Genomic DNA, 20,437 nt, shown 5'->3' on the forward strand with positions numbered 1-20,437 from the left:
TCGCGCCCCGGCCACGCGGAGCACCAGTGCAGCACACACCCGCGTCATGCCCCACTCTGTGTGAACTCAGCACACGCAATGGAGCGTACCAGGAGCCTCGTACTGCGGAACCCGCCCGTCACCACGCCCGCCCAGGGACCCTGGAGCCGCGGGCGAGGCGCCGTTCAGGTGTTGCGACCGATGCCGCCCCCGTCACGGTCAAGGCGCTTGGCGTTGCCCGGCCCACCACGCAAGATCGGCGCCGCACCGGCGGTCCTGACGGGCCGACAGCAGACGCCGCCGTCACCGCCCGAGCCGTTTCTTTCGACCCGCCAAACACCAAGAGCCAGAGGGCCCGCGAGACAGCCACACCCGACCTCGACCCCATTGCCGCCATCAACGGCAGCCACAGCGGCCCTCTTCACGTTCGACTGGCACCGGCGGCCATCGCCCCTCCCTCGGCGCACGCTAGGGCGCATCCAGCAAGGGAGTGACAACCCTGGAGACACATGAACCCTAACAGATAGTTATTGACTCAGTTCACAATTATGATGCACGCTGTCTCCACGCGGCCTGTCCCTTCAGGCCTCCGCCTCGAGGACGAAAGACGGAACAAGCCCGATGCACATGGAAGTTCGCAAGGTCACACCCGAGTTGGCCACCACATGGCTCACGCGAAACTCCAACAATCGACCACTGAGCAAGAACACCGTTCAGCAACTGGCCGCACAGATCCAACGCGGCGAGTGGCAACTCACGCACCAGGGAATCGCGTTCGACGAGGACGACGTACTCATCGACGGACAGCATCGCCTGGCCGCCATCGCCAAGGCAGGCATCGCGGTGCCGCTGACGGTCACACACGGCGTGCCGCGTACGGCCTTCACCGTCATGGACACGGGCCGCAAGCGAACCGGCCGTGACGCCCTCGCACTCGCCGGCGAAGCCAACGCCACGCACCTGGCGGCGGCCCTGCGCGGTCTGCACCTCTACCTGCACTCGCCCAACTCCTCATGGAGCGGCGGGTCGTCGGTGACCAGCAACGACCAGCTCCTGACCCTGCTGGAGAAGCACCCGGGCATCCGTGACGCCCTCCACCACGGCGTCGCCCTCAACCGCGGCTGCCGTATCACCGTCACAGCGGCCACGATCGGCTGGTACGTGACGTCGAGGGAGCGCCCCGACGTGGACCAGTCGGCATGGCAGGACGGCGTGGTCACGGGCGCATGGCTGGAGCCGGGCGACCCCCGCCTGACCTTGCGCAACACCATGCTGAGCCTCGCCGCCGGCAAGACCCACCGCCGCCGTGACGACTCACGCGAGCACCTTCTCTACTACCTCAAGTCTTGGAACGCCTGGCTCGAGGGCCGCAGCATGAAGCTCCTGCGCCGCTCGCCGAACGAGACGATGCCCAGGATCTCGAGCCAGCCGGTCGCTGCGGGCCGCGAGACCGCCTGATACACCCCGAAGCGTCACCTTCGGCGAACCGGTGGCGAGCTGCCCGCACCGTTGACAAGGTTCATGAATCGACCCAACGGCCGGCCGGCGGACACGGAAAGGATGCGCATGCGCGCGCAGGAGATCACCTTCCTCAAGCTCATCCAGGGCGAGAAGCAGTTCCAAGTGCCCCTTTACCAAAGGACATACAGCTGGGGCAGGGATCAGTTGCAACGCCTGTGGGAAGACGTCTGCGAACTTGTCGACCAGCACCTCTCCGGCGAGCTCTCCGCACCGCACTTCCTGGGCTCTGTCGTGCTCGCACCAGGGCAGCTGCAGGCCGGTGGCGTCCAGAAGTGGCTCGTCGTCGACGGTCAACAGCGCCTGACCACGCTGATGCTGGCGTTCGCCGCCCTCCGGGACCACCTCAGAGAGCAGGGCGACGAGCGGGGCACGGACCGGGTTCACCGGCAGGTCCTCGTCAACGAGTTCCATCAGAAGAACCTCGATCACTACCGCCTGTTGCCGACCCAGGCCGACCGGGAGGCGTACACGGCCTGCATCGAGTCGACCCCGCAGGCGAGCGGAAGCGGCAACATCGGCTCGGCGTACAGGTTCTTCCGTGGCGTGCTCTCGGAGGCCCAGGAGGCGAGCGAGTCCGGACAGTGGGTCGAGACGGTCGAGACCGTCCTCAAGGATCTGCTCTCCATCGTGGAGATCACCGCCGAGTCCGGCGACAACGTCTACCGGATCTTCGAGTCGATCAACAACACGGGTGTCGGTCTCAGTCAGAGCGACCTGCTGCGCAACTACGTGTTCATGCTCCTGCCCACGCGGGGCGAGCTGGTGTACCGGCAGCTGTGGCTCCCCATGCAGCAGAGCCTCGGCCCCAAGAACCTCGAACACTTGGTCTGGCTGGACCTGATCGTACGAGGTCACCACAAGACGAAGCAGAGTGAGATCTACCGCGAGCAGCAGAAGCGGCTCCAGCCGCTCGCCGGCGACGAGGAGGCCCTGCAGGAGCAGATCGCACAGCTTGCCGAACGGGGGCAACGATTCCTGCGCATTCTCGAGCCCCACCGCGAACCCTCCGCGGCCCTGCGGGCGGCGCTGGAGCGTCTGACCGCCTGGGGCGGCCAGACCCACCACCCCTTGGCGCTGCACTTGTTGGACCTGGTCGAGGCGGGCCGCACCACCGCGGACGACGCAGCCGAGGCCCTGGGCCATGTCGAGTCGTACCTCGTGCGGCGACTGATCTGCCAGACCCCGACCACCGGACTCAACCGCATCTTCATGGAGGCCCCGAAAGAGCTGGAGACGGACCGCACGGCCTCCGAAGCCGTCCAGCGTTTCCTGTCGGGCAGGCGGCGTCGCTGGCCCAGTGACGAGGAACTGCACTCCGCGATCCGCAGCAAGCCCTTCTACTGGAGCGGCCGTCCGCCGCAGCGGAGTTTCATCCTGCGCCGCCTGGAGGAGAGCTACCGTCCCACCGAGCCGGTCGACTTCGAGAGGGCGTCGCTCAGTGTGGAGCACGTACTTCCCCAACGACCCGCCCAGGCGTGGTTCGATCTGCTGGCCGACGAGACCGAGGACGGCCAGTCCCCGCAGGAGCTCCATGACTTGCTGGTGCACACGCTCGGCAACCTGACCCTGACCGGCGACAACTCGAAGCTCTCCAACCACCCCTTCCAGCGCAAACAGCAGATCCTCGAGTCCAGCGCCCTGCGGATGAACCTGGAGATCGCCTCCTCCGAGCGCTGGGGCAAGGCCGAGATCTTGGACCGCGCGGACCGGCTCTCGGAGCGTGCCAAGGCTCTGTGGCCGGGCCCGGTCGGTGGCGTGAAGCCGGCCGCGAGCGAGGAGTCTCCGGGCTGGGCCGAGGTGCGGGCCGCACTGGTCGCCATGCCGAGCGGGACCTGGACGACATACGGCGACGTCGCCGAACTGATCGGCAGCCACCCGGTGCCGGTCGGCGCCTATCTCGCATCCAACTCATCGGTCATCGGCGCCTATCGCGTCCTCACTGCGGACGGCAAGATCTCGGCGTCCTTCCGATGGCCGGAGGGCAGCAACCGTCGACCCCCGCAGGAGCTTCTGGAGCGCGAAGGAGTACGGTTCGACCCGTCGGGCCGTGCTCATCGGTCGCAGCGTCTGACAGCCGCCGAGCTGGCCACCCTGCTGGGCAAGGACGTCACTCAGGCCACCGCCCGTGATCCGCTCCCGGACGACGAGAACGCCGAGGCCGCCGCACGGTTCCGCAACCAGTTGCAGGAACACAACCCTCAGGCAGCGCCAGGGGTCCTGGCGGCGTTGGACTTTTGGCGCAGGCAGGGCGGCTACCTCAACTACGGGCAGCACGAGGAGACGAGCTGTTTCCCGATGCTGGATGCCGGCACGAGCCACCGACCACACCTGCTGTGGCCGTTCGCGGTCTACCCGGTCAGCGGGACTGTAGAGGTTGTCTTCCAGTACCTCAAAGAACGCGCGCCGTTCGACGACACCGAGCAGCGCCTGGAGTTCCTGCACCGCCTCAACAAGATCGACGGGATCGACTTGCCTGAGGCGAAGCTGGAGCTGCGCCCGTCATTCCCGCTCAGCGTGTTCACCGACCACGGTGACGCCGTCTGCGAGGTCCTGGACTGGTTCGTCCACACGGCAGCGCTGGATCTGGCGCGGAGGGCATGAGGCCGAAATGCCGGAACTTCCTTCCGACCTCATTGTTCCGCAACGCGACGACATCCTCGGCCAGGCGATCCCGTTCGACAGGGAGCGTTGGCTGAGCCATCTGCCCGACGCCAGTTGGTGGCCTGACGAGCTCGACGCATGCCCGCGCGTCGGCCGATGGCACCGGGTGGACCGCCGCACCGTATTCCACGTGGCCGACCGGGCCCGGACGGCGGTGGGCCGCAGACATCTGCTGGTCGCCTCCTTGGTCTGGGGCACAGGTACCAGGGCCCGGTCGGTGGATCGGCGGGCACGAATCTTCACGGAGTCCACGGCGGTAGAGGTCGACACTCGGCTCGCCAGTGGGCTCGACCTGCTGCACCGGAGAGGAGTTGCTCCCGCCTACTACACTTTGAACAACGACCACCACATCCCTCGGCTAGGGGCGGCGTTCTTCACCAAGGTGCTGTATTTCGCCGGTCACGATCAGCCGGTCGGTCCGTGGCGGCCACTGATCCTGGACAGCGTCGTAACGCGCGCGCTGCGAGCCGCCGATCGCGGCACCCGGTGGCCCGTGCGGGGCTGGACAACTCCGCAGTACACCCGTTACCTGTCCCTCACCCACGACCACGCGCGGCTGGCGGGAGTCCTGCCGGACCAGGTCGAGGCCGCGCTGTTCGAGTACGGCAAGCGGCTGACGTGACTCCCGGCCATCCGCCCCTCGTCCCGGCGATCGGTCGGGACGAGTAGTCCGGTCTCCCACGTCCACGTCATCGAAGGGGCGCGTCGTACGCGACGGGTCGCATCGATGCCCAGCACCTTCATCTCGGGCACCAGGGCGTCGAGGACCTGCGCCGACGTGCGGAATGCGTCCATTCCGTCGGCCAGGAAAGGTGCAGGTCACGGGCGGCTGGATGACAGTGGAGCCCTAGCCGAGCTCAGTTGTCCGGCTGGTCGTCGGAGTCGGACGGGGTGGACGTCGGCAGAGCATCCTCGTCCCGGAGCAGTTCGATTACGCCGATCGCGTCGTCGTCCTGCACGAGGTCGGCGTCGTCGTGGTTCAAGTCACCGGTCAGGTCACCGTCCGACTTCTCGATCAAGAAGCGTTCCCGATACGCGTCGCGCGCCGAAACGGCAATTCGATCGATGAGCATGTAGCTCAGCCCTGCACCGACAGCCATGCCGGCGATGGGCACGAACTGCCCGAGCTTCTTCTTCGGCAGTTGCTGCGCGAACTTCGCCGCGAAGGACTGGGCGATCTTGGTAAGAACCTTCTCGTTCAACTTGGCCCAAGGAGCGTTCCTCGCCAGCAACTGGGTGAGTTGCGACAGTTCGGCGTACGCGGCCGTCTTCGCCGATGTGCCTGTGGACATTCCGAGAGCAATCACGGACATCACGAAGAGTTCCTCTTCTGGATCACTTGGGTCGTAGCCGTAGTGAAGAGCCGTGACGGCGACCGTTCGAGTAGCAAGGGCGAGCATGAGTGCAGTGTCGGCGGCCATCGCCCCGGCTACGGTTCCGATTCCGGGTGCGGCACCCGCACCCGCGCCAGCGATTGTTCCGGCGCCGGCGAGCACCTCTCCGCCTGTCACGGCTGCTGCAGATCCAAGGCCAGTTGCCGCTGCAGAAAGCGCGTGGCCGTACCGAACCAAGTTACGTTTCACGACCTCATCGACGACCCGCAAGTCGAGCTCATGTATCTCGTTCAACCCGGCGATGTCGTGTCCGGCACGTCGATACTGCTCAACGACACGCTTCTTGCTCACTGTCCGGCTTGCGGTGTCTCCCACAGCCTTGCCGAGACCCCTCGCGGCTCCCTTGTAGGCGGCTGCCACTTTGTCGGCACCCGGTGTGCTCATCGCCTTCTGGCCGAGCGAAGCGAGTCGGTTCCGGGCCTGCTGCGGTAGGAGGTTCCTCGCCTGCTTGTTGAGGGAATCCGCCTTTCGCTTCTGGAGTCGGTCCCACTCCCGTTGTTCGTAAGCAGAGAGAGTCATGTCGCCGCCTCAGTAGTCAGAGTGTTGGGAAGCAGCCCCGCGTGATCGCGGCCACGAGCCTGCACCGCTGGACGAGGAACTCCGTGTGGCTGCCCGCCGCGACCTCAGCCAGTCTTGCCGGGTCTGTGCGTCGAGTGGTGTAACTCCCGGACAGGTACCGCTAGTCAGCACTGGTGAGCCTCCCAGGGAGGAAAAGCATGAAGCAGAGTACGCGTTTCGACGAGGTCCATGGAGGGCATCGCCCGCAAGGACGTCGAGACCTCACGCGACTGGACCGACACCGCTGGACCGTCGATAGATGTGCCAACGCGTCGTGGCACCAGTGACTGTGTCCCACCGACGACGCACTGCCGTACGCACGGTTACCGTCCGCCCGGCCGGCCGGCGTCGCCGGTCTCATACGGCGTGCCGCTCGGCCCACGTCGCAAGTCCGACCATGCCGCCCTGTTCCGCCTCTGCAATGCCTTCGCGGGCGCGATCTATCACCTTGGCAAGAGCGTCCAACTCGTCAGCCGTGAACATCATGACCACCATCGAGTCCTCGTATATCTCCTCGTCCTCGTAATGCGTCGTCAGCACCGCGCGGTTTCCGAGATCGGGGTCATTGAAGAGGCTCACCACAGCGGTGGCGCCGAGCTGCGCCTCGACTGTGCCGAGCTGGATTCTGAACATGAAGGTCGGTTCTCCACTCCGAAGCAGGCGGGAAACAGTTCTCTCCATCGTGTTCGATGGCGGTGTCGTACCTGAAGGCAAGGGATTCGTCGGACCCCCGCTGGACAGAGCTCGGGCTCCGAGAACCCAGCGAATCCGTGTCGCGTCCGTGCCTCAGCCGGTGTCAGCAGTTCTCGCCGAACTTGACGGCCTCGATCGTCACCGGCTGCCCGTCGAGCTTCGCGCCGGCCGCCGGGTCGGTCGAGCAGACCTGCCAGTTCGACTCGACGAGCACCATGCGGTCCTGACCGGACACGTCCTGCACGGTGATGCTCGTGGAGCTGTCGAGCGCCTGGCGAGCGACCTTGACCGCCTTGCCGACGAAGTCGGGCATGGTGGCCCCGGCCTTCTCAGGTTCGCCCCGGTCTCCGCCCGCCGGGCACTCCTCCTCCAGCTTCACCGTGCCGAAGTCGACCTTCGTGTCCGTCGAGTGCGTGCCCGCCGCCGGCGCCTGGGAGCAGACCTTCCAGCCGCGGTCAAGGATCTGATTGCGGCCTCGCCCGAGCGCGTCGTGCGACGCGAGGTGGTAGAAGCCGGCGGCCTGCGCCTCGTCCTGGGCGCTCTGCAACCCCTTGCCGACCATGTCCGGCAGCGCGGCGGCGGATGGCTCCTGAGTCGGCGTGGCGGCGCTGGTGGCGGGCGCCTTGGCGGCCGGTGTCGCCGAAGCGGTGGGCCTGGCGTCCGCGCCGGTGTCCGTTGCCGGGCCGCAGGCAGTGAGCCCTGCGAGCAGGAGCGCGGCGGCTGCGGCGATAGCGGTGGTGTGGGTGATGCGCATCGTGAACCCCAGGGGACGTTTGCAGTGGAGAGTTGGCCGTCGTACGGGCCGCGACCGACACCGAAGGTGGACCCGGCAAGGTCGCCCCCGGCCGGAGACCGGACGATCTCGGCGTCCTCTGGCCACAGTATGCCGTCCGTGCACTCAGTTCACAACCTTCAACAGAAAGTTGCGTGTGCACCCTGTCACCCCCGGCCTGCGGCGCATAGACTCCGAATCAAATGCCGCTGCTCTCCGCCCTCGTGGTGCCGAAGGACACCGGCCTGCCCTCCGGCGGCTTCTTCAAGTTGGCCCGGCGGGCCCCGTACAAGCGGCACGACATGGAGCTGTAGATCCTGGAGATCAGACAGCTCACGAACCATCACTCCGGCCGCTGAAGACGCCTGGGCGATGACCGGCGAGCGTCGCGCCCAGTCCCTGTCAAGGAACCATGAGTGAGCGCAAAGGCTCCGGCGGAAGCGGCCGGCTCGTTCCGGCGCCCACTCCCGTATGGGCCCGCACCGGATCATCGGCCGTCTCGGTGCGGGAGGTACGGGGACCGTCCATGCCGGAGTGGGCATCGACTGAACGCACGCCGCGGTGAGGGTGGTTCACCCCGAGCCAGCCGAGGAACCGGAGTTCGGGGCTCATTCCAAACGTGCGGTGGAGCTGCCCCTGAGCTCGATCTGGAAGCTGATCGAGGTTGACCCTCGACATGGTGAAGAGCCCAGAGTTCTGGGCGTGGAGAACGACATGCACAGCATCGGCGAGACGGCCCGGGACAGCGGCCTGAACATCAGCACTCTGCGGTTCTACGACCGCGCCGGTGTGCTGGTCCCGGCCTGGGTGGACCGGTCGACCGGCTACCGCTGGTGCGCCCCGAGCAGCTCGACGAGGCCCGGCTGCTGGTCCGGCTGCGCCGGGCCGCCATGCCGCTGCCGGACATCCGGCTGGTGCTGGCCGGCTGGTCCGGCGCGGACACCGACCTGGTACGGAAGCTGTTCGAGGCCCATCTGCGCCGTCTCGAGCAGGGCCTGACCGACGCCCGCAGGGAGTTCTCCACGCTCCGAACTCTCATCGAACGCAGGGCGATCTCCATGGCATCGCTCCTACCGCTTCCGTCCGGCTGTCCGTCTCCGCACCCGAGGTGGCCGCCGCTCTGGACGCCGCCCGGTTCGCCTTCCCGGAACTGCCGATGCTCGGCGGCGTCCTGTTCGACGTCGAGGGCGACGCCATCAGCTTCGTGGCCACGGACCGCTACCAAATGGCAATCGCGCGAACCGGTGTCACCGGGCACGGCGGACCCCGTGTGCAGGCCATCGTCCCCGTCCCGCCGGCTGACGCGATGCGGGCCCTGCTGCCCGCCGAGGGGCCGGTCGAGCTCACCGTGGACGGTGACCGCATGACGCTGGAGGCCGAGGACCGCCAGGTGGCTGGTCAGTGCCTCGACCACGACTTCCCCGACTACCGCCGCCTCGTCCGCCTGCCCGCCGGGCGCCGCGCCCCCGTCGACATGGCCGCCTTCCGGCAGGCTCTGGAGACCGGTCCCGTCCGCACGGGCGAAGTGCGCAAGCAGGACGGCGTGGCCTGCGACCTCAGCGTGCTCAAGGTGACGGCCGACGGCGCAGTGGCCGTCTGCGAGGACGGGGACGACGACGAGGGCCAGGTCGCCGTCAACCGCGAGTTCCTGCTCGATGCACTGGCCGCCGGTTCCCGCGACCGCCTGATCCTCGAACTCGGCGCCCCCACGGCCCCGGTCGTGATCCGCCGCCCCGACGACGAGAACACGTACTCGCTGCTGATGCCGGTCCGCCTGGACAACTGACGCAGAGCCGGGCGCGTCCTCGCCGAACCCGGCCGCGTGGGCCGTGTCACGCGGGCCGAGGACGACCGCCCGTCGCTCACCGGCTGTCGGGCGGGCCGCCGGGCGAGCGGCCCAGGAGAAGGCCAGCGGCGCGGGCTTTGACCTGGGCGCGGGTGCGGCCGGGGTGGTCGGCGGCGAGGAAGTGGCTGCCGATGGCCATGCAGAACGCGAGCAGGCTGCGGGCCTCTACCTCGTCGGGGTCGGGGCAGAAAGTGCTGATCGCGTCACGCAGTAGCTGCATGCGCCGGTTGTCCACGCGGCGCAGGCGGTCGGCAACCGCCGGGTCGCGGCGTGCCCAGTCGCGGACGGCCAGGTCGATGGGGAGCAGGCGGTCGCCGGAGAAGGTGAGCTGCCCGGCGAGCCGGACCTTGTCCAACACGTCGCCGCCCTCGCGCTCGATCCGGTCGAAGACGTCGTCGACGCACTCCCGCTCCCAGGCGTCCAGCATCTCCGTCAGCAACGCGCCACGGTCGGCGAAGTAGCCGTAGAAGCCGCCCTTGGTCACGCCGAGGGCCTTGGCCAGGGCCTCGACGCGCACGGCATCCACACCCCCTGCGGCCAGCGCCCGCAGCCCCTCTTCTATCCACCGCTCGCGCGGTGTGCGCAACGCGCCCATTCTGTGCCTCACCTCACTCCCCCGCCGCGTTGTGCGGGTCCGTACAACCGATTAGTCTCCGGATGTACGCCACCGTACAACGCGCCAGGGGGCGACGCGATGGATCGGTCGCACCGCTCTCCACCGCCGGCCCCCGAGCACCACGAGGAGTCCGCGAAGACTGCCACAACAGGTCGTCGACGCAAGGCCTGTCCGGTTCACTTCACGCGCAACGGAGCAGCGACATGACGCTTCCCCCCGGCCAACGCGCCGTCGACGGTTTCCCTCGGTTCGGCACGCACCTCCATCGCCCGCCTCCGCCTGTGCCCGCCGACCCGGTGATCGAGCTCCGCGGTGCGCTCGCCGAGGCCGTCACCCTGTCCGTGACTGACATCTCGAAGCTGCCACGGCAAGAGGTCCGGGCCGACTTCCACTGTGTCGCCGGGTGGTCGGCCACCGACCTGCTGTGGGAAGGGGTCCCGTTCAAGACCCTCTACCGCACCCGGGTCGAGCCGCTGCTCGGGGCGGACGCGCCGGTCAGCCACGTCTCCTTCGTGGGTCTCGACGGCTACCGGTCGGTCGTGCTCCTCGAGGACGCCCTGGCCGACGACGTGCTCATCGCCGACCGTCTCGACGGGCGACCGCTCGACAGCGACCACGGCGCTCCGGTGCGGCTGGTCAGCCCCGGCCAGTACGGCTACGTCAACATCAAGCACCTCTGCCGCATCGAGTTCCACACATCCGAGCCCCCGGTCACCGACCGGTGGTCGCCCCTCGCGGGGCACGGCAGGGCGAGGGTCTGGAAGGAGGAACGCCACCGCTATCTGCCCGGCCACGTGGTGCGGCCGGTCTACCGGACGCTGATCGGGCCGATCCGCGCGCTGAGCGCCCGCGGCAGTCGCCCATCACCGCGGTGACCCCACGCACTTCACTCCGACCGGGTCGAGCAAAGGCCGGTCGACGGCTCTGACCGTGCCGTCTCCGCGCAGCGCCTGCCGGCCAGGGCGGAGCGGCGCGATCCGGCCCGGTTCCGCGGCATGGCGGCCACTTCGGCCGACTGGCAGTCTCCCGTCACTCCATTCGGGTCACAGCCGTGAGGTCCGCTGGAGGAATCTCGGGGAGATGACCTGCCTGATGGCTGAGTCCCTGGAGGCCGGCTCCCCCATGCCGCACTCGCGTGCTATTTACTTCCCCAACTGCACGGCGAACCCTCGACACGCCGCCTCACCCGGAAGTTGGAAAAGGTCCAGGACTAGGAAGCGAGGAGGCCCTCCCGCAGCCCGCCAGGAGGGCTCCTGGCAGTTGCCCATTGGAGTCGGACTGTGCACGTGGCACGGCTGGCGCTCACTCAGCCTTCCATGTCGCGTTCCTCCTGGTCCCCGCGCCGACGGCGCACTCGCTCGGCGATCCCGCTGGAGAGCTTGCCCTTTACCGAGCCGGCCCGGTCGAGGGTCTCGTTGCCAAGGCTCCTCGCGGCATCGACGCCCCTCGTTCCTGTCTCGAGTGCCCTGTCCCTCGCCTCCGTGGCCGCGTCCACCCATCGTTTCGCCTCAGATGACTGGCGACCGGACTCGATCCCGAGCCGCAGATGGAAGTCGTGGACGCCGGTCGCGACATGGTTGCTCGACTGGACTACGGCCGGGGACTTGGTCGGGTGCAACAACACCTTCGCGTTGGCCGTGCCGGCTGCCGCATTCATCCTGGCTACCAGACGCGCGGTGCTCCGCAGGATGAGTTCCTGCCGGTCCTGCCTGGCAGCCTTCAGTCCGAGGCGATGCCCGTTCAGCTCCTCCGGAGACGCGTCCAGCACCCGGTCGAGTTCGAGCACGGCGATCGCGTCCTGCAGTTGGAAGCAGCGAGCCAGCACAACGAGCCACTCCCGAACCACGGACTCAGCTTCCTTGGCCGCCGTGGCGAGATCACCGATCTTGGCCTTGCGCTCCACCTTCTCAGCGAGTGCATCGAGTTGACGCAAGGCATACGCCTGCGTTTCTGCAATCGTCGCCGGCGCGGCCTGCACCTTCGACCACGTGACCTCGTCGACCCTGCCCCTCTTCTCTCGGATGGTCATGGACTCCTCAATGACGAAGCCCACTCCGATCATGCGGGCCAACACAGCGTCCTTCTGGGCGCGCAGCACATCGTCGACCTTCTCGTCGATCATGGCGAGATAGTCGGTGATCTCGTCCATGGTCTGTTGCATCGCAACCTGCGCCATGATCCTCCCGGCATTGGCGAGAGCCGCTGGGTTGGTCAGAAGCGATCGGGGCCCCTTCGCGAATTCGACGAATCCCCTGATCTGGCCCTTCTGCCCCTTCACCACACCTGTGCTGAGCCCCGTCTTCGAGCTTTCTCTCAGCCCGTACTTCTTGACAAGCTGTGCCGAATCCCGAGTCAGCTTCACCCAGCAACTGGAATTGGCGGCGAACTCCGAACCTGCCTGCGCGACTGCGGCCCCGGTACCGAAGAGGGACTTGAGCCGTTGCGGTCCGCGGTCCTTCGACGACAGTCCCTCCGAGACGAGGAAGCGTTCAACGTCCGTCGCATTCCCGGTGACCGTCAGTCCATCACCGTCACTGATCAGTTGAATCTCGTTGTCCATCGTCCGCTCCTGAAGTGGTTTCCGGCAGTTGGGTGTAGTCGGGGTGCGCGCGGTGACAGCCGGGCAGGGGCCGAGGTCTTCCGGTGATGGGAGAGCGATGCGCCGGCCCGGAAAGAACTGGATCTTTGCAGCGAACATATCGATGGCTGGTCTGCCCCCGGGAAGGGCGTGGGCCCGGTACCAGATGAGAGCCGGTCGTCGGGCGGGAGGTCATCGGCTCCGATGTGCCCGCCATGCCAGCAACGCCGCTCTCGCGGCTTCGAAGTCCTTGGGCCCCTCCTCCATACGGAGCTTCCGCAGGTACTCGTACGCCCGGCCGAGTTCCGCGCCTGGGCGGATGCCGAGGATTTCCATGATCTGATAGCCGTTCAGGTCCGGACGGAGCGCTTCCCTCGCGCCCTCGGCCGCCAAACGCTCGATGCGCTCTTCCAGGGCGTCGTAGGCACGTGCGAGCGCGGCCGCCTTCCCGCGGTTACGAGTGGTGCAGTCGGCTCGGGTGAGTTTGTGCAGCCGGTCGAGCAGTGGGCCGGCGTCGCGTACATAGCGGCGCACGGCGGGGTCCGTCCACTCCTGGGTGGAGTAGCCGTGGAAACGGAGATGCAGTTCGACCAGCCGAGCGACGTCCTCGATGAGCTGCGCCGGGTACTTGAGGGCACGCATGCGCCGGCGGGACATCTTGGCGCCGACCACCTCGTGGTGGTGGAAGGAGACCCGACCGCCCGGCCCGGTCCGACGGGTGCGCGGCGTGCCGATGTCGTGGAACAGCGCAGCGAGGCGCAGCGTCAGGTCAGGCCCTTCCGTCTCGAGGGAGACGGCCTGCTCCAACACCGCGAGAGTGTGCTCGTAGATGTCCTTGTGCCGATGGTGCTCAGCGCTTTCCATGCGCAGCGCGGGCAGTTCCGGAAGGATGTGGTCGGCCAGTCCCGTGTCGACGAACAGGCGCAGACCGTCACCAGGGCGGGCTGCGAGCATCAGCGCGCTGAATTCCTCCTGCACCCGCTCGGCCGGAACCGCAGTGATCCGTTTCGCCATCGCCGTCATCGTGGCAACCAGTTCGGAGGTCGGTTCGAAGCCGAACCGGGCGGCATGGCCGGCAGCTCGCATCATCAGCAGCGGGTCGGCCGAGATGGAATCCGCCGGCCTGCCCGGCGTACGCAGCACACGCCGGTCCAGGTCATCCAGTCCGCCCGAGGGGTCCACCAGAGTGGTGGACCACAGTTCCAGAGCCATGGCGTCGACGGTGAAGCCAGATCGCATGAGATACGCTTCCAGGCCGCGCTCACGCCTCCCGCCGGACGCCGACTCGACCCGGCTCCGCGTCCGAGGCATACGGGTATTGATTCTCACCCTGTGTCGATCATCTTCTCCGCCCTTGTACGCCTCCACCACCCCGGACGAGACGTGGGAGTCCCCCAACTCGTCCGCCCATCCACGGACGACCCGCAGCGCCTGTCGAGGGTCGGCGTCCGTGGCGAGGTCGACGTCCTGTGGACTCTTCCCCAACAGCACGTCGCGCAACGAGCCGCCGATCAGCGACAGCTCGAAGCCGGCGGCCGTGAAGCAGCCGGCGAGGTCGGTGGCGATGGGCGGCAGCGCCTCTGTCGCCGCCTTGGCGCGCGACGCAAGGCGGTCGCGGCGGGCATCCGGAGCCGCCTTGTGCGAGGTGCCGACACGGGTCCGGGGGTCGCCTCCAGAGTGGGTCGGCCCGTCGGGGCCCGAGGTCGGTGCCGCCTGCCGCTGTCCGTGTGCAGTCACAGTCGTTCCCTTCGCCGGCTCCTCAGCCTCCTCGGCAGATGACGCCGGAGCCTCAGCAGCGGATCTCTCCGGCTTCACCGCCCCCTTGAGACGTATGCCTTCCGAGGTCGGCTCCAACGCCGGCGTCAGAAGTCCCTGATCGTGGAGACGGCATCGCTCGAGGATCGTCCACTCGATCTTGTGGCCGGGCAGGTGCGTGCCGACGAACACCTCGCGGGTTCCGTTCTGCGTCTCGCAGCGGAACCGCAGGGCGTATCCGGCGACTTGCAGTTCATAGGGAGCAAGCTCGCTCCCCGGCCCGTACATGCGGATCGTGGAGGGCCTGCCCGGCGTTGCCCCGAGCCTCCTGCCGTCCTCCTCCCACTCGGTGAAGGAACGGCGGGCCATCTGCACGTGCAGGAGGCGGCGCTTCTTCTTCGGTCCGAAGCGGATCTCGATCGAGTCACTGCGGGCGTGCTTCTGCCGGACGTACTCCACGGTGATGTTCGGCCGCCCCTGTCTGCGAAGCCAGCGGACAAGCGCCTCCCCGATGTAGAGGTGGTCGGCGCTGCTCTCGTCCCGGGCGGTACGAGTGCAACGCACTGGTGGGCGGTGGGCGAAGTGGGACTTCTTGTCGTCACACGCTCGCAGCGTGAGCAGCTTGCCGCAGCCCCCGAGGAGAACGCCACAGGAGAAGCCGTCGGCCCCGTGCATTCGGCGGAGCCGTTCGGCAGACTCCTTCTCGTACGGGAGGAAGACGGGGTGCCGACTGTCGGAACCGCCCAGGACAGCGGTCTGCACCTTGCGGTTGTCCTCGTCGGTCACGGCTGCCATCGGAGCACGCTCCCCTGCTGTGTTGAAGGGAAGCCAGTCGGATCACACGCGCTGCTCGACTTCGCAGAGGCGGAATTCGACAGCCCTCCAGCGCTCCGCTCCGAGGCGGCGCAGGGCAGCACGGCCCGAAGTCCTGCCGATCCCCTGGCCACGTGTGCCCTCCTGGACGACATCGATACGATCCCGTCCAGTATGTGACCCGTGCACTGAGTTCACAATAGACAGCGTGGCATCCTGGATCTGTCTTCGCTTCCCGACGACGCGCCATGGGCTGGCGGCTCACATGGGCGAGGGCCGGGGACGGGATCGGACCGGGCGAAAGTTGCCCGGCCAACATGGGTCACGCCCTTGTGCGCAGCCAGGTGTCGCCGGTACGGAGCCACAGAACGCCGTCGCGGCCTTGGCCGCACCGCAGGACGACGCGCCCGGGCACCTCGACTCTGCGGCGGCTGGTCACCGCCCAGGCGGCGCCGTCGAATTCGGCGTGCACGAGTTCGACGGTCCGTTGGTTGTGGTCGCGGCGACTCAGCACGGCCCGGTTGCCGCAAACCGCGAACCCGTCCGGGGAGTCGACGGGGCTCGGGTAGCTGGTCACTTCGCCGGTGGACGGGGTGATACGGGTCAGGAAGGTGCCGGACCCGCCGCCCGAGTACCAGACGAGCCACACCCGGTCGCCCTCGGTCGCGGCGGTGCACCCTTCCAGCGGGGCGTCGGGCAGCCTGCCCTCGGGGGTCCACGTCGCACGGCCGTCGGTGTCCCAGCCCGCCAACCCGGCCCCGGACTCGGGGTGGCCGCCGTAGATGCCCTCGTCTCCGTAGGCGGTCCAGATCCCTCCCCGGCGGTCGCTGATCAGGGCTGGGATGTCGTCACCGACGCAGAACTCGCTCTCGGGAGCCCCAGAGGGCGAAAACACGACGGCGTTGGGTGTCCAGACGCCTTCGGTCCTGCTCGGGAACGTACGGCCGCCGACCAACAGGAACCGGGAACCCGGAAGCAGAGCCAGATGGCTGGGCCGGATCCAGATGTTCAGCATCGACGTGCGCTGCTCCCCCTGCCCGGTGACCGTGACCAGTTCGGCATCGAACGGGCCCTTCGGCCTCCACCCGAGCCATCCCTTGACGGAGGCGTTGTGCTGCAAGTATCGCCGGTGGACCAACATGACCGCGAGTTCGCCGGCCGGCCCGGCCGTCCACCACAGAGCCCGGTAGCCTCGCGAGACATCGGCGGCAGGCAGGCTCCACGTCTCGCGGGCCGCGGGATCGGAGTGATTACTCGACTCGGGATAACGGTTCGTCAAAGCGTTTGCCTTTATGGTTCCAGGGACCTGCGCCCCCTGAAGATCCTCACCTTACCGGGCTGGTCGCGGGACGCCTGGAGCGGATTGGAACGCCTACGCGTCCTCGTCGGCGAACGCATCCCGGGCCGACAGCGACGTGCCGTCCGACGCGGTGATCCGGAGCACCTCGCAGCGCATCCGGTGTACGGCGGCGAAGAGACGTTGTCGAGCAACCGCACTGTCCTCCGGTGGGAACGAGATGCGGATCTGGTGCGGACGTGACATGTCGTACGTGAGCAGCCAGTCGGTGTCCACGGTCGCGAAGTGGTCCTGTCCCATGGCGCCGTCCTCCGTGCGCCAACTGCCCCGGTCCACGGTCGGGGCCAGGGATTGCCGCAGGATCACCAGGCGCCGGTTATGCGCGAGCGACCCTTCGGAGAGCCAAAGGCAACGGTGGGTTCGGGGCCGGAAAGCGTTGAACCACGGAGCCAGGTCCGGCTCCATGTCCACGAGCAGCCGGGAGTCGAGACGTGCCCCGGCCCAGGCCTCGACGAACGCGGCCGCGCCCATGGGATGGGTCTCGTACCAGCCGTCGCGGCTCCACACAACGACAGGCCAGCTCTCGGGCGCCCCGTCGGTGAGCCAGCACAGCCGGTCGGCGTCGATGGTACTCCGCCAGACCAGCAGCCCGCCGGCAGCCGGGTGGAGCGGATACGGGTAGCGCTCTCGGTCCCTCTCGGGCGTGCCCGACGGGCTGCCGCGCTGCCAGTCGAGGCCGTTGTGCTCGCGCGTCACAAAGGGTGTGCGGAGATTGAGGTAGTCGCAGAACTCGCCCCAGCCGTACGTCTCGACAAGGCGCTTGTAGTCGGCGGGCAGCGGCATGCCGAGCGCGTTCTCTGCATCGGTCCAGTGACCGCGGGCGTCGATGGGGGTGGCCGGCGGTGTCACGAGGCGCACGAGGGCGGAGTTGTCCGTCATGGCACGTCAGGGCGTGTGAGTGCGGTGGCAATCGGCTCACCGGTGCGCTCGGCGTACGTCATCCGCTCGCGTACCTCGCGCAAGGTGCGCGGGCGGTAGCCGGGCCCGCAGCAGCAGCCCATGTGGAAGCGGACGCCCGCGTGCAGGAGGACGGAAAGCGTCCGCCAGGCCGCGGTGTCCTTGCGACGGGGCGCCGCAAATGCTGACCCCACGTGGATCAGCGGCTCCGCGCAGCGGGGGCAGGTGCGTTGCGGCCTGTCCCGGTCGTAGGGCTGCTTGTACGAGGCCCGGCAGGGCAGGCAGACGTACGAGGTCTTCGAGTGGGACATGCGGCAAGGGTAGGCGGACGGAGGGCGGGGCTCGACAGGTTTCGGAGCGCGTCGGGGGCTCACGGTGGTCCGTGGGGCCGTTTGGTGGGCGGTGCGGGTGGGCTGTCGCGTCGACACTATTGAGGTGCGTACGGGAAGGGCATGGCGCACACTCCGTGGGTGATCCTGCTGCAGCCCGTCCTCGAGGTCTACCGTTCCGCAGACTTCGCTCTCTGGCCGGTCGCCGACGTCGAGCGGTACGGCTTCATGCCGCTCAGCGGGGCCCTGACTCCCTCCGAGGTCGGCACGGCGGTCATGCGCATCGCCGAGTGCAACGACGTCGAAGCGGAACCGGACGACCACCCGCCGCCGAAGCCCGCCGACCCTCTCGGGGCCTTTCTGCACGGGCTGCTCACCCTGGACGACCTCTTCACGGCGGGCGGTCTGCGCGTCACCGACACCGACGCTGGGGTCACCCTGCTGCCGGGCTGCTGCAACGGACTCGAAGAGCGCGGCGACTGGTTCGACGTCCTCGACGGCGACGGCTGGGCGTCCTTCGGCCACGATCCCTCCCCGCTGGCCGAACGGCGCGGCGACACGGTCCGGCTGCCCGTGGACGTCGAGCGGGACGACAGCCCGGTGATCGAGCTGCCTGCCGAGGAGCTGCGGCGTCTGCTCGCCGGGGCGGAGCGCGATCTGGCCGACTTCCTCGACTTGGCCGCTGCGTGGGCCGTTCGGCAGCTGCCGCGTCACGGCCGGCGGGTCACGGCGGCTCTCGCTCGCGCCCTGGTCCTGCCCGTTCCGGGCTCGGCCGTCACGCCCGACGAGTTGTCCGGGCGTTCCGGGTTGCGGGCTGACGGCTGACGTCGTCCGTGGCGCAGGTCCGGTCCGCCGCCTTCGCCGGGGCGTGTCCGGTGCGGAGGGGCGGGGCGGTGGTCGGCGGCTGGAGGGACACCTCGGCCCAGACCGTCTTGGTGTACGCGTCGTGCACGGTGCATCCCCAGCGGGCCGCGTACGTGTCGACGAGGAACAGGCCGCGGCCGGCGGGCGCGTCGGGTGAGGGCGTCGGCGGTTCGGAGGCGGGTTGCGGGAGCGGGCGTTCGGGTCGGGTGTCGGTCACCTCGATGCGGACCGCGTCGGGCAGGAGTCGCAGGATGAGGCGGAAGTCGCGGCCGGGGAGGCGGCCGTGGGTGATGGCATTGGCCGCCAGCTCGGCCGTGACGAGCGCGGCGGCTTGGGTGGCGTCGGCGTCGTGCGGTAGACCAGTCCACTCGGCGAGCTGCTGCACGGCGAGCTTGCGGGCGAGGTGGGCGCCGCGTCTGGTGCTGCTGAGGCGCAGGGTCAAGTGGCGGCTGAGGATGCGGGGTTCGTCGGTGATGTCCTGGTGCGTCACGGGGTCATCGTGGGTGGGTGACTGCGTCGCCGACCAGGGGTGACGGCCGTACGGGGTAGGTGGCGTACGGGCGCGAAAGTTCGTGGTCGTGGGGTTTATACGGGCCGTGTACGGGCGTTGTACGGGTACGGGGTCGTGTCCCGGGAATCGCTGCCTGCGTTGAACCTTGGCGCGGCGCGTTCGGGCTGGCAAGCGTCGCGGTGTGGGCGGGGTGCACTCGGGGACGGAAGGGCGTGATGGGCGGTGCGGGACACGCGAAACAGCCGGACGGTGAAGGCTGCCAGGGAGGAGAGCGATCTGCCGGGGGCCTGGTCGGCATACGGCAGGCTGCTGCAACACCTGCGGAAGCGGGCGGGATTGAACCAGCAGGCGCTCGGGGAGGCCATCGGCTACTCGCTGGAGCAGGTCGCGTCGGTCGAGCAGGGACGGCGGCCGGCGAAGGCGTCGTTCACGGCGGCGGCGGACCGGGTGCTGGAGGCGCGGGGCGTTCTGGAGGTCCTCCAGGACGAGGTGGACCGGGCGAAGCTGCCGCGCTTCTTCCGTAACGTCGCCCTTATCGAGACCGAGGCGGTGAGCAGGTTCTCGTACGACCCCATGCTCGTCCCCGGTCTGCTGCAGACCGAGGCCTACGCGCAGGCACTCCTCGAAGCCCACTTCCCTCCACTGGACGAGGAGACCATCGAACAGCGTGTGGGGGCCCGCCTCGCACGCCAGACCCTGCTGACGCGCAAGAGTCCGCCGGTGATCTTCGTCTTCATCGTGGAGGAAGGCGCACTCCAACGAGTAGTGAGCGACGAGGCCGTAATGCGGACACAGTTGGAGCACCTACTGTCGTGCTCCCGGCTTCGCAACGTCGAGCTTCAGATCATGCCGACCGCCCGAGGCGCACATAGTGGCCTCAACGGCCCCATGGTGCTGCTCGAGTCGACGGACCGCAGGCAGACCGTGTACGTCGAAGCGCAAGACGTTGTGACCGTCAGATCGGATCGCGACGAGGTCAGCGAGTTCTGGCTGCGGTATGGGATGCTGCGCACGCAGGCCCTCAACACAGAGGAGTCCTCGCGTCTCATCGAGCGCATGGCAGGGGAGCTATGAGCACCGACCACGACACCACTCAGCCCGCGGGACTGGCTTGGTTCAAGAGCAGCTACAGCGGCACGAGCGGCGGCGACTGCGTGGAGGTGGCCACCGGGGCGGACGCCATGTACGTGCGCGACTCGAAGACCGCCGACAGCGGGCCGGTGCTGCGGGTCGGCCTGGGCGAATGGACCGCGTTCGTGACGTCGGCGGCCGAGTAGCCGACAGCACGCCCGC

18 protein-coding genes and 1 pseudogene are annotated in these 20,437 nt (G+C 68.3%); 8 read left to right on the forward strand and 11 right to left on the reverse strand.

Annotated elements, in window-relative coordinates; translation table 11 throughout:
• Positions 1 to 164: 164 nt before the first annotated feature.
• On the reverse strand, positions 165 to 458 hold the full coding sequence (locus tag ACIPJI_RS21750; protein ID WP_402248105.1) for an excalibur calcium-binding domain-containing protein: 294 nt from the start codon (positions 456 to 458) through the stop codon (positions 165 to 167).
• 142 nt (positions 459 to 600) lie between these two features.
• Between ACIPJI_RS21750 and ACIPJI_RS21755 the strand changes: the two genes are divergently transcribed.
• The 3 genes from ACIPJI_RS21755 to ACIPJI_RS21765 all read left to right on the forward strand — a co-directional run bounded on the left by ACIPJI_RS21755 (position 601) and on the right by ACIPJI_RS21765 (position 4,783).
• Complete coding sequence (locus tag ACIPJI_RS21755) at positions 601 to 1,437, forward strand: hypothetical protein (protein WP_402248106.1); 837 nt, start codon at positions 601 to 603, stop codon at positions 1,435 to 1,437.
• Positions 1,438 to 1,545: 108 nt separating this feature from the next.
• Positions 1,546 to 4,101, forward strand: a complete 2,556-nt coding sequence (locus ACIPJI_RS21760; RefSeq protein WP_402248108.1) for a DUF262 domain-containing protein — start codon at positions 1,546 to 1,548, stop codon at positions 4,099 to 4,101.
• Positions 4,102 to 4,108: 7 nt separating this feature from the next.
• Positions 4,109 to 4,783: a hypothetical protein gene (locus tag ACIPJI_RS21765; RefSeq protein ID WP_402248110.1), complete on the forward strand. Its 675-nt coding sequence runs from the start codon at positions 4,109 to 4,111 to the stop codon at positions 4,781 to 4,783.
• Positions 4,784 to 5,018: 235 nt separating this feature from the next.
• On the opposite strand, the gene ACIPJI_RS21770 is transcribed toward ACIPJI_RS21765, so the two are convergent.
• The 3 genes from ACIPJI_RS21770 to ACIPJI_RS21780 all read right to left on the reverse strand — a co-directional run bounded on the left by ACIPJI_RS21770 (position 5,019) and on the right by ACIPJI_RS21780 (position 7,560).
• A complete protein-coding gene (locus ACIPJI_RS21770; RefSeq protein WP_402248112.1) occupies positions 5,019 to 6,074 on the reverse strand; it encodes an EcsC family protein in 1,056 nt (351 codons plus the stop codon).
• Between the two features lie 396 nt (positions 6,075 to 6,470).
• Positions 6,471 to 6,746: a hypothetical protein gene (locus ACIPJI_RS21775; protein WP_402248113.1), complete on the reverse strand. Its 276-nt coding sequence runs from the start codon at positions 6,744 to 6,746 to the stop codon at positions 6,471 to 6,473.
• 163 nt (positions 6,747 to 6,909) lie between these two features.
• The gene (locus ACIPJI_RS21780; protein ID WP_402248115.1) at positions 6,910 to 7,560 is read right to left on the reverse strand and encodes a hypothetical protein; all 651 of its coding nucleotides are present in this window, start codon (positions 7,558 to 7,560) and stop codon (positions 6,910 to 6,912) included.
• Positions 7,561 to 8,292: 732 nt separating this feature from the next.
• Here ACIPJI_RS21780 and ACIPJI_RS21785 point away from each other — a divergent pair.
• Positions 8,293 to 9,364: pseudogene (locus tag ACIPJI_RS21785) on the forward strand (MerR family transcriptional regulator).
• Between the two features lie 76 nt (positions 9,365 to 9,440).
• Here the strand turns inward: ACIPJI_RS21785 and ACIPJI_RS21790 are convergent.
• Positions 9,441 to 10,019 (reverse strand): TetR/AcrR family transcriptional regulator, encoded by a 579-nt coding sequence (locus ACIPJI_RS21790; protein ID WP_402248116.1) that lies wholly within the window; start codon positions 10,017 to 10,019, stop codon positions 9,441 to 9,443.
• 224 nt (positions 10,020 to 10,243) lie between these two features.
• Between ACIPJI_RS21790 and ACIPJI_RS21795 the strand changes: the two genes are divergently transcribed.
• Positions 10,244 to 10,915, forward strand: a complete 672-nt coding sequence (locus tag ACIPJI_RS21795) for a molybdopterin-dependent oxidoreductase (RefSeq protein ID WP_402248118.1) — start codon at positions 10,244 to 10,246, stop codon at positions 10,913 to 10,915.
• A 431-nt stretch (positions 10,916 to 11,346) separates the two neighbouring features.
• On the opposite strand, the gene ACIPJI_RS21800 is transcribed toward ACIPJI_RS21795, so the two are convergent.
• The 5 genes from ACIPJI_RS21800 to ACIPJI_RS21820 form a co-directional block, all read right to left on the reverse strand.
• Positions 11,347 to 12,600 (reverse strand): hypothetical protein, encoded by a 1,254-nt coding sequence (locus ACIPJI_RS21800; RefSeq protein ID WP_402248120.1) that lies wholly within the window; start codon positions 12,598 to 12,600, stop codon positions 11,347 to 11,349.
• Between the two features lie 210 nt (positions 12,601 to 12,810).
• Entirely contained in the window at positions 12,811 to 15,168 is a 2,358-nt protein-coding gene (locus ACIPJI_RS21805) for a CCA tRNA nucleotidyltransferase (RefSeq protein WP_402248123.1), read from the reverse strand.
• Between the two features lie 340 nt (positions 15,169 to 15,508).
• Positions 15,509 to 16,306: a hypothetical protein gene (locus ACIPJI_RS21810; RefSeq protein ID WP_402248125.1), complete on the reverse strand. Its 798-nt coding sequence runs from the start codon at positions 16,304 to 16,306 to the stop codon at positions 15,509 to 15,511.
• Between the two features lie 252 nt (positions 16,307 to 16,558).
• A complete protein-coding gene (locus ACIPJI_RS21815) occupies positions 16,559 to 17,422 on the reverse strand; it encodes an SMI1/KNR4 family protein (protein ID WP_402248127.1) in 864 nt (287 codons plus the stop codon).
• Positions 17,419 to 17,751 (reverse strand): deoxyxylulose-5-phosphate synthase, encoded by a 333-nt coding sequence (locus tag ACIPJI_RS21820; RefSeq protein ID WP_402248129.1) that lies wholly within the window; start codon positions 17,749 to 17,751, stop codon positions 17,419 to 17,421. The genes ACIPJI_RS21815 and ACIPJI_RS21820 overlap by 4 nt, the downstream gene beginning before the upstream one ends.
• A 141-nt stretch (positions 17,752 to 17,892) precedes the next feature.
• Here ACIPJI_RS21820 and ACIPJI_RS21825 point away from each other — a divergent pair, with 141 nt between their 5' ends.
• A complete protein-coding gene (locus ACIPJI_RS21825; RefSeq protein ID WP_402248131.1) occupies positions 17,893 to 18,594 on the forward strand; it encodes a hypothetical protein in 702 nt (233 codons plus the stop codon).
• On the opposite strand, the gene ACIPJI_RS21830 is transcribed toward ACIPJI_RS21825, so the two are convergent.
• Positions 18,545 to 19,123: an ATP-binding protein gene (locus ACIPJI_RS21830; protein ID WP_402248132.1), complete on the reverse strand. Its 579-nt coding sequence runs from the start codon at positions 19,121 to 19,123 to the stop codon at positions 18,545 to 18,547. The genes ACIPJI_RS21825 and ACIPJI_RS21830 overlap by 50 nt on opposite strands.
• Before the next feature lie 270 nt (positions 19,124 to 19,393).
• Between ACIPJI_RS21830 and ACIPJI_RS21835 the strand changes: the two genes are divergently transcribed.
• Entirely contained in the window at positions 19,394 to 20,218 is an 825-nt protein-coding gene (locus ACIPJI_RS21835; protein WP_402248133.1) for a helix-turn-helix domain-containing protein, read from the forward strand.
• On the forward strand, positions 20,215 to 20,421 hold the full coding sequence (locus ACIPJI_RS21840) for a DUF397 domain-containing protein (RefSeq protein ID WP_402248135.1): 207 nt from the start codon (positions 20,215 to 20,217) through the stop codon (positions 20,419 to 20,421). Before ACIPJI_RS21835 ends, ACIPJI_RS21840 begins: the two co-directional genes overlap by 4 nt.
• The last annotated feature ends 16 nt before the right edge of the window (positions 20,422 to 20,437 follow it).

It is taken from the genome of Streptomyces sp. NPDC086835 (assembly GCF_044745705.1).
In the GTDB taxonomy this organism is placed as follows: Bacteria; Actinomycetota; Actinomycetes; order Streptomycetales; family Streptomycetaceae; genus Streptomyces.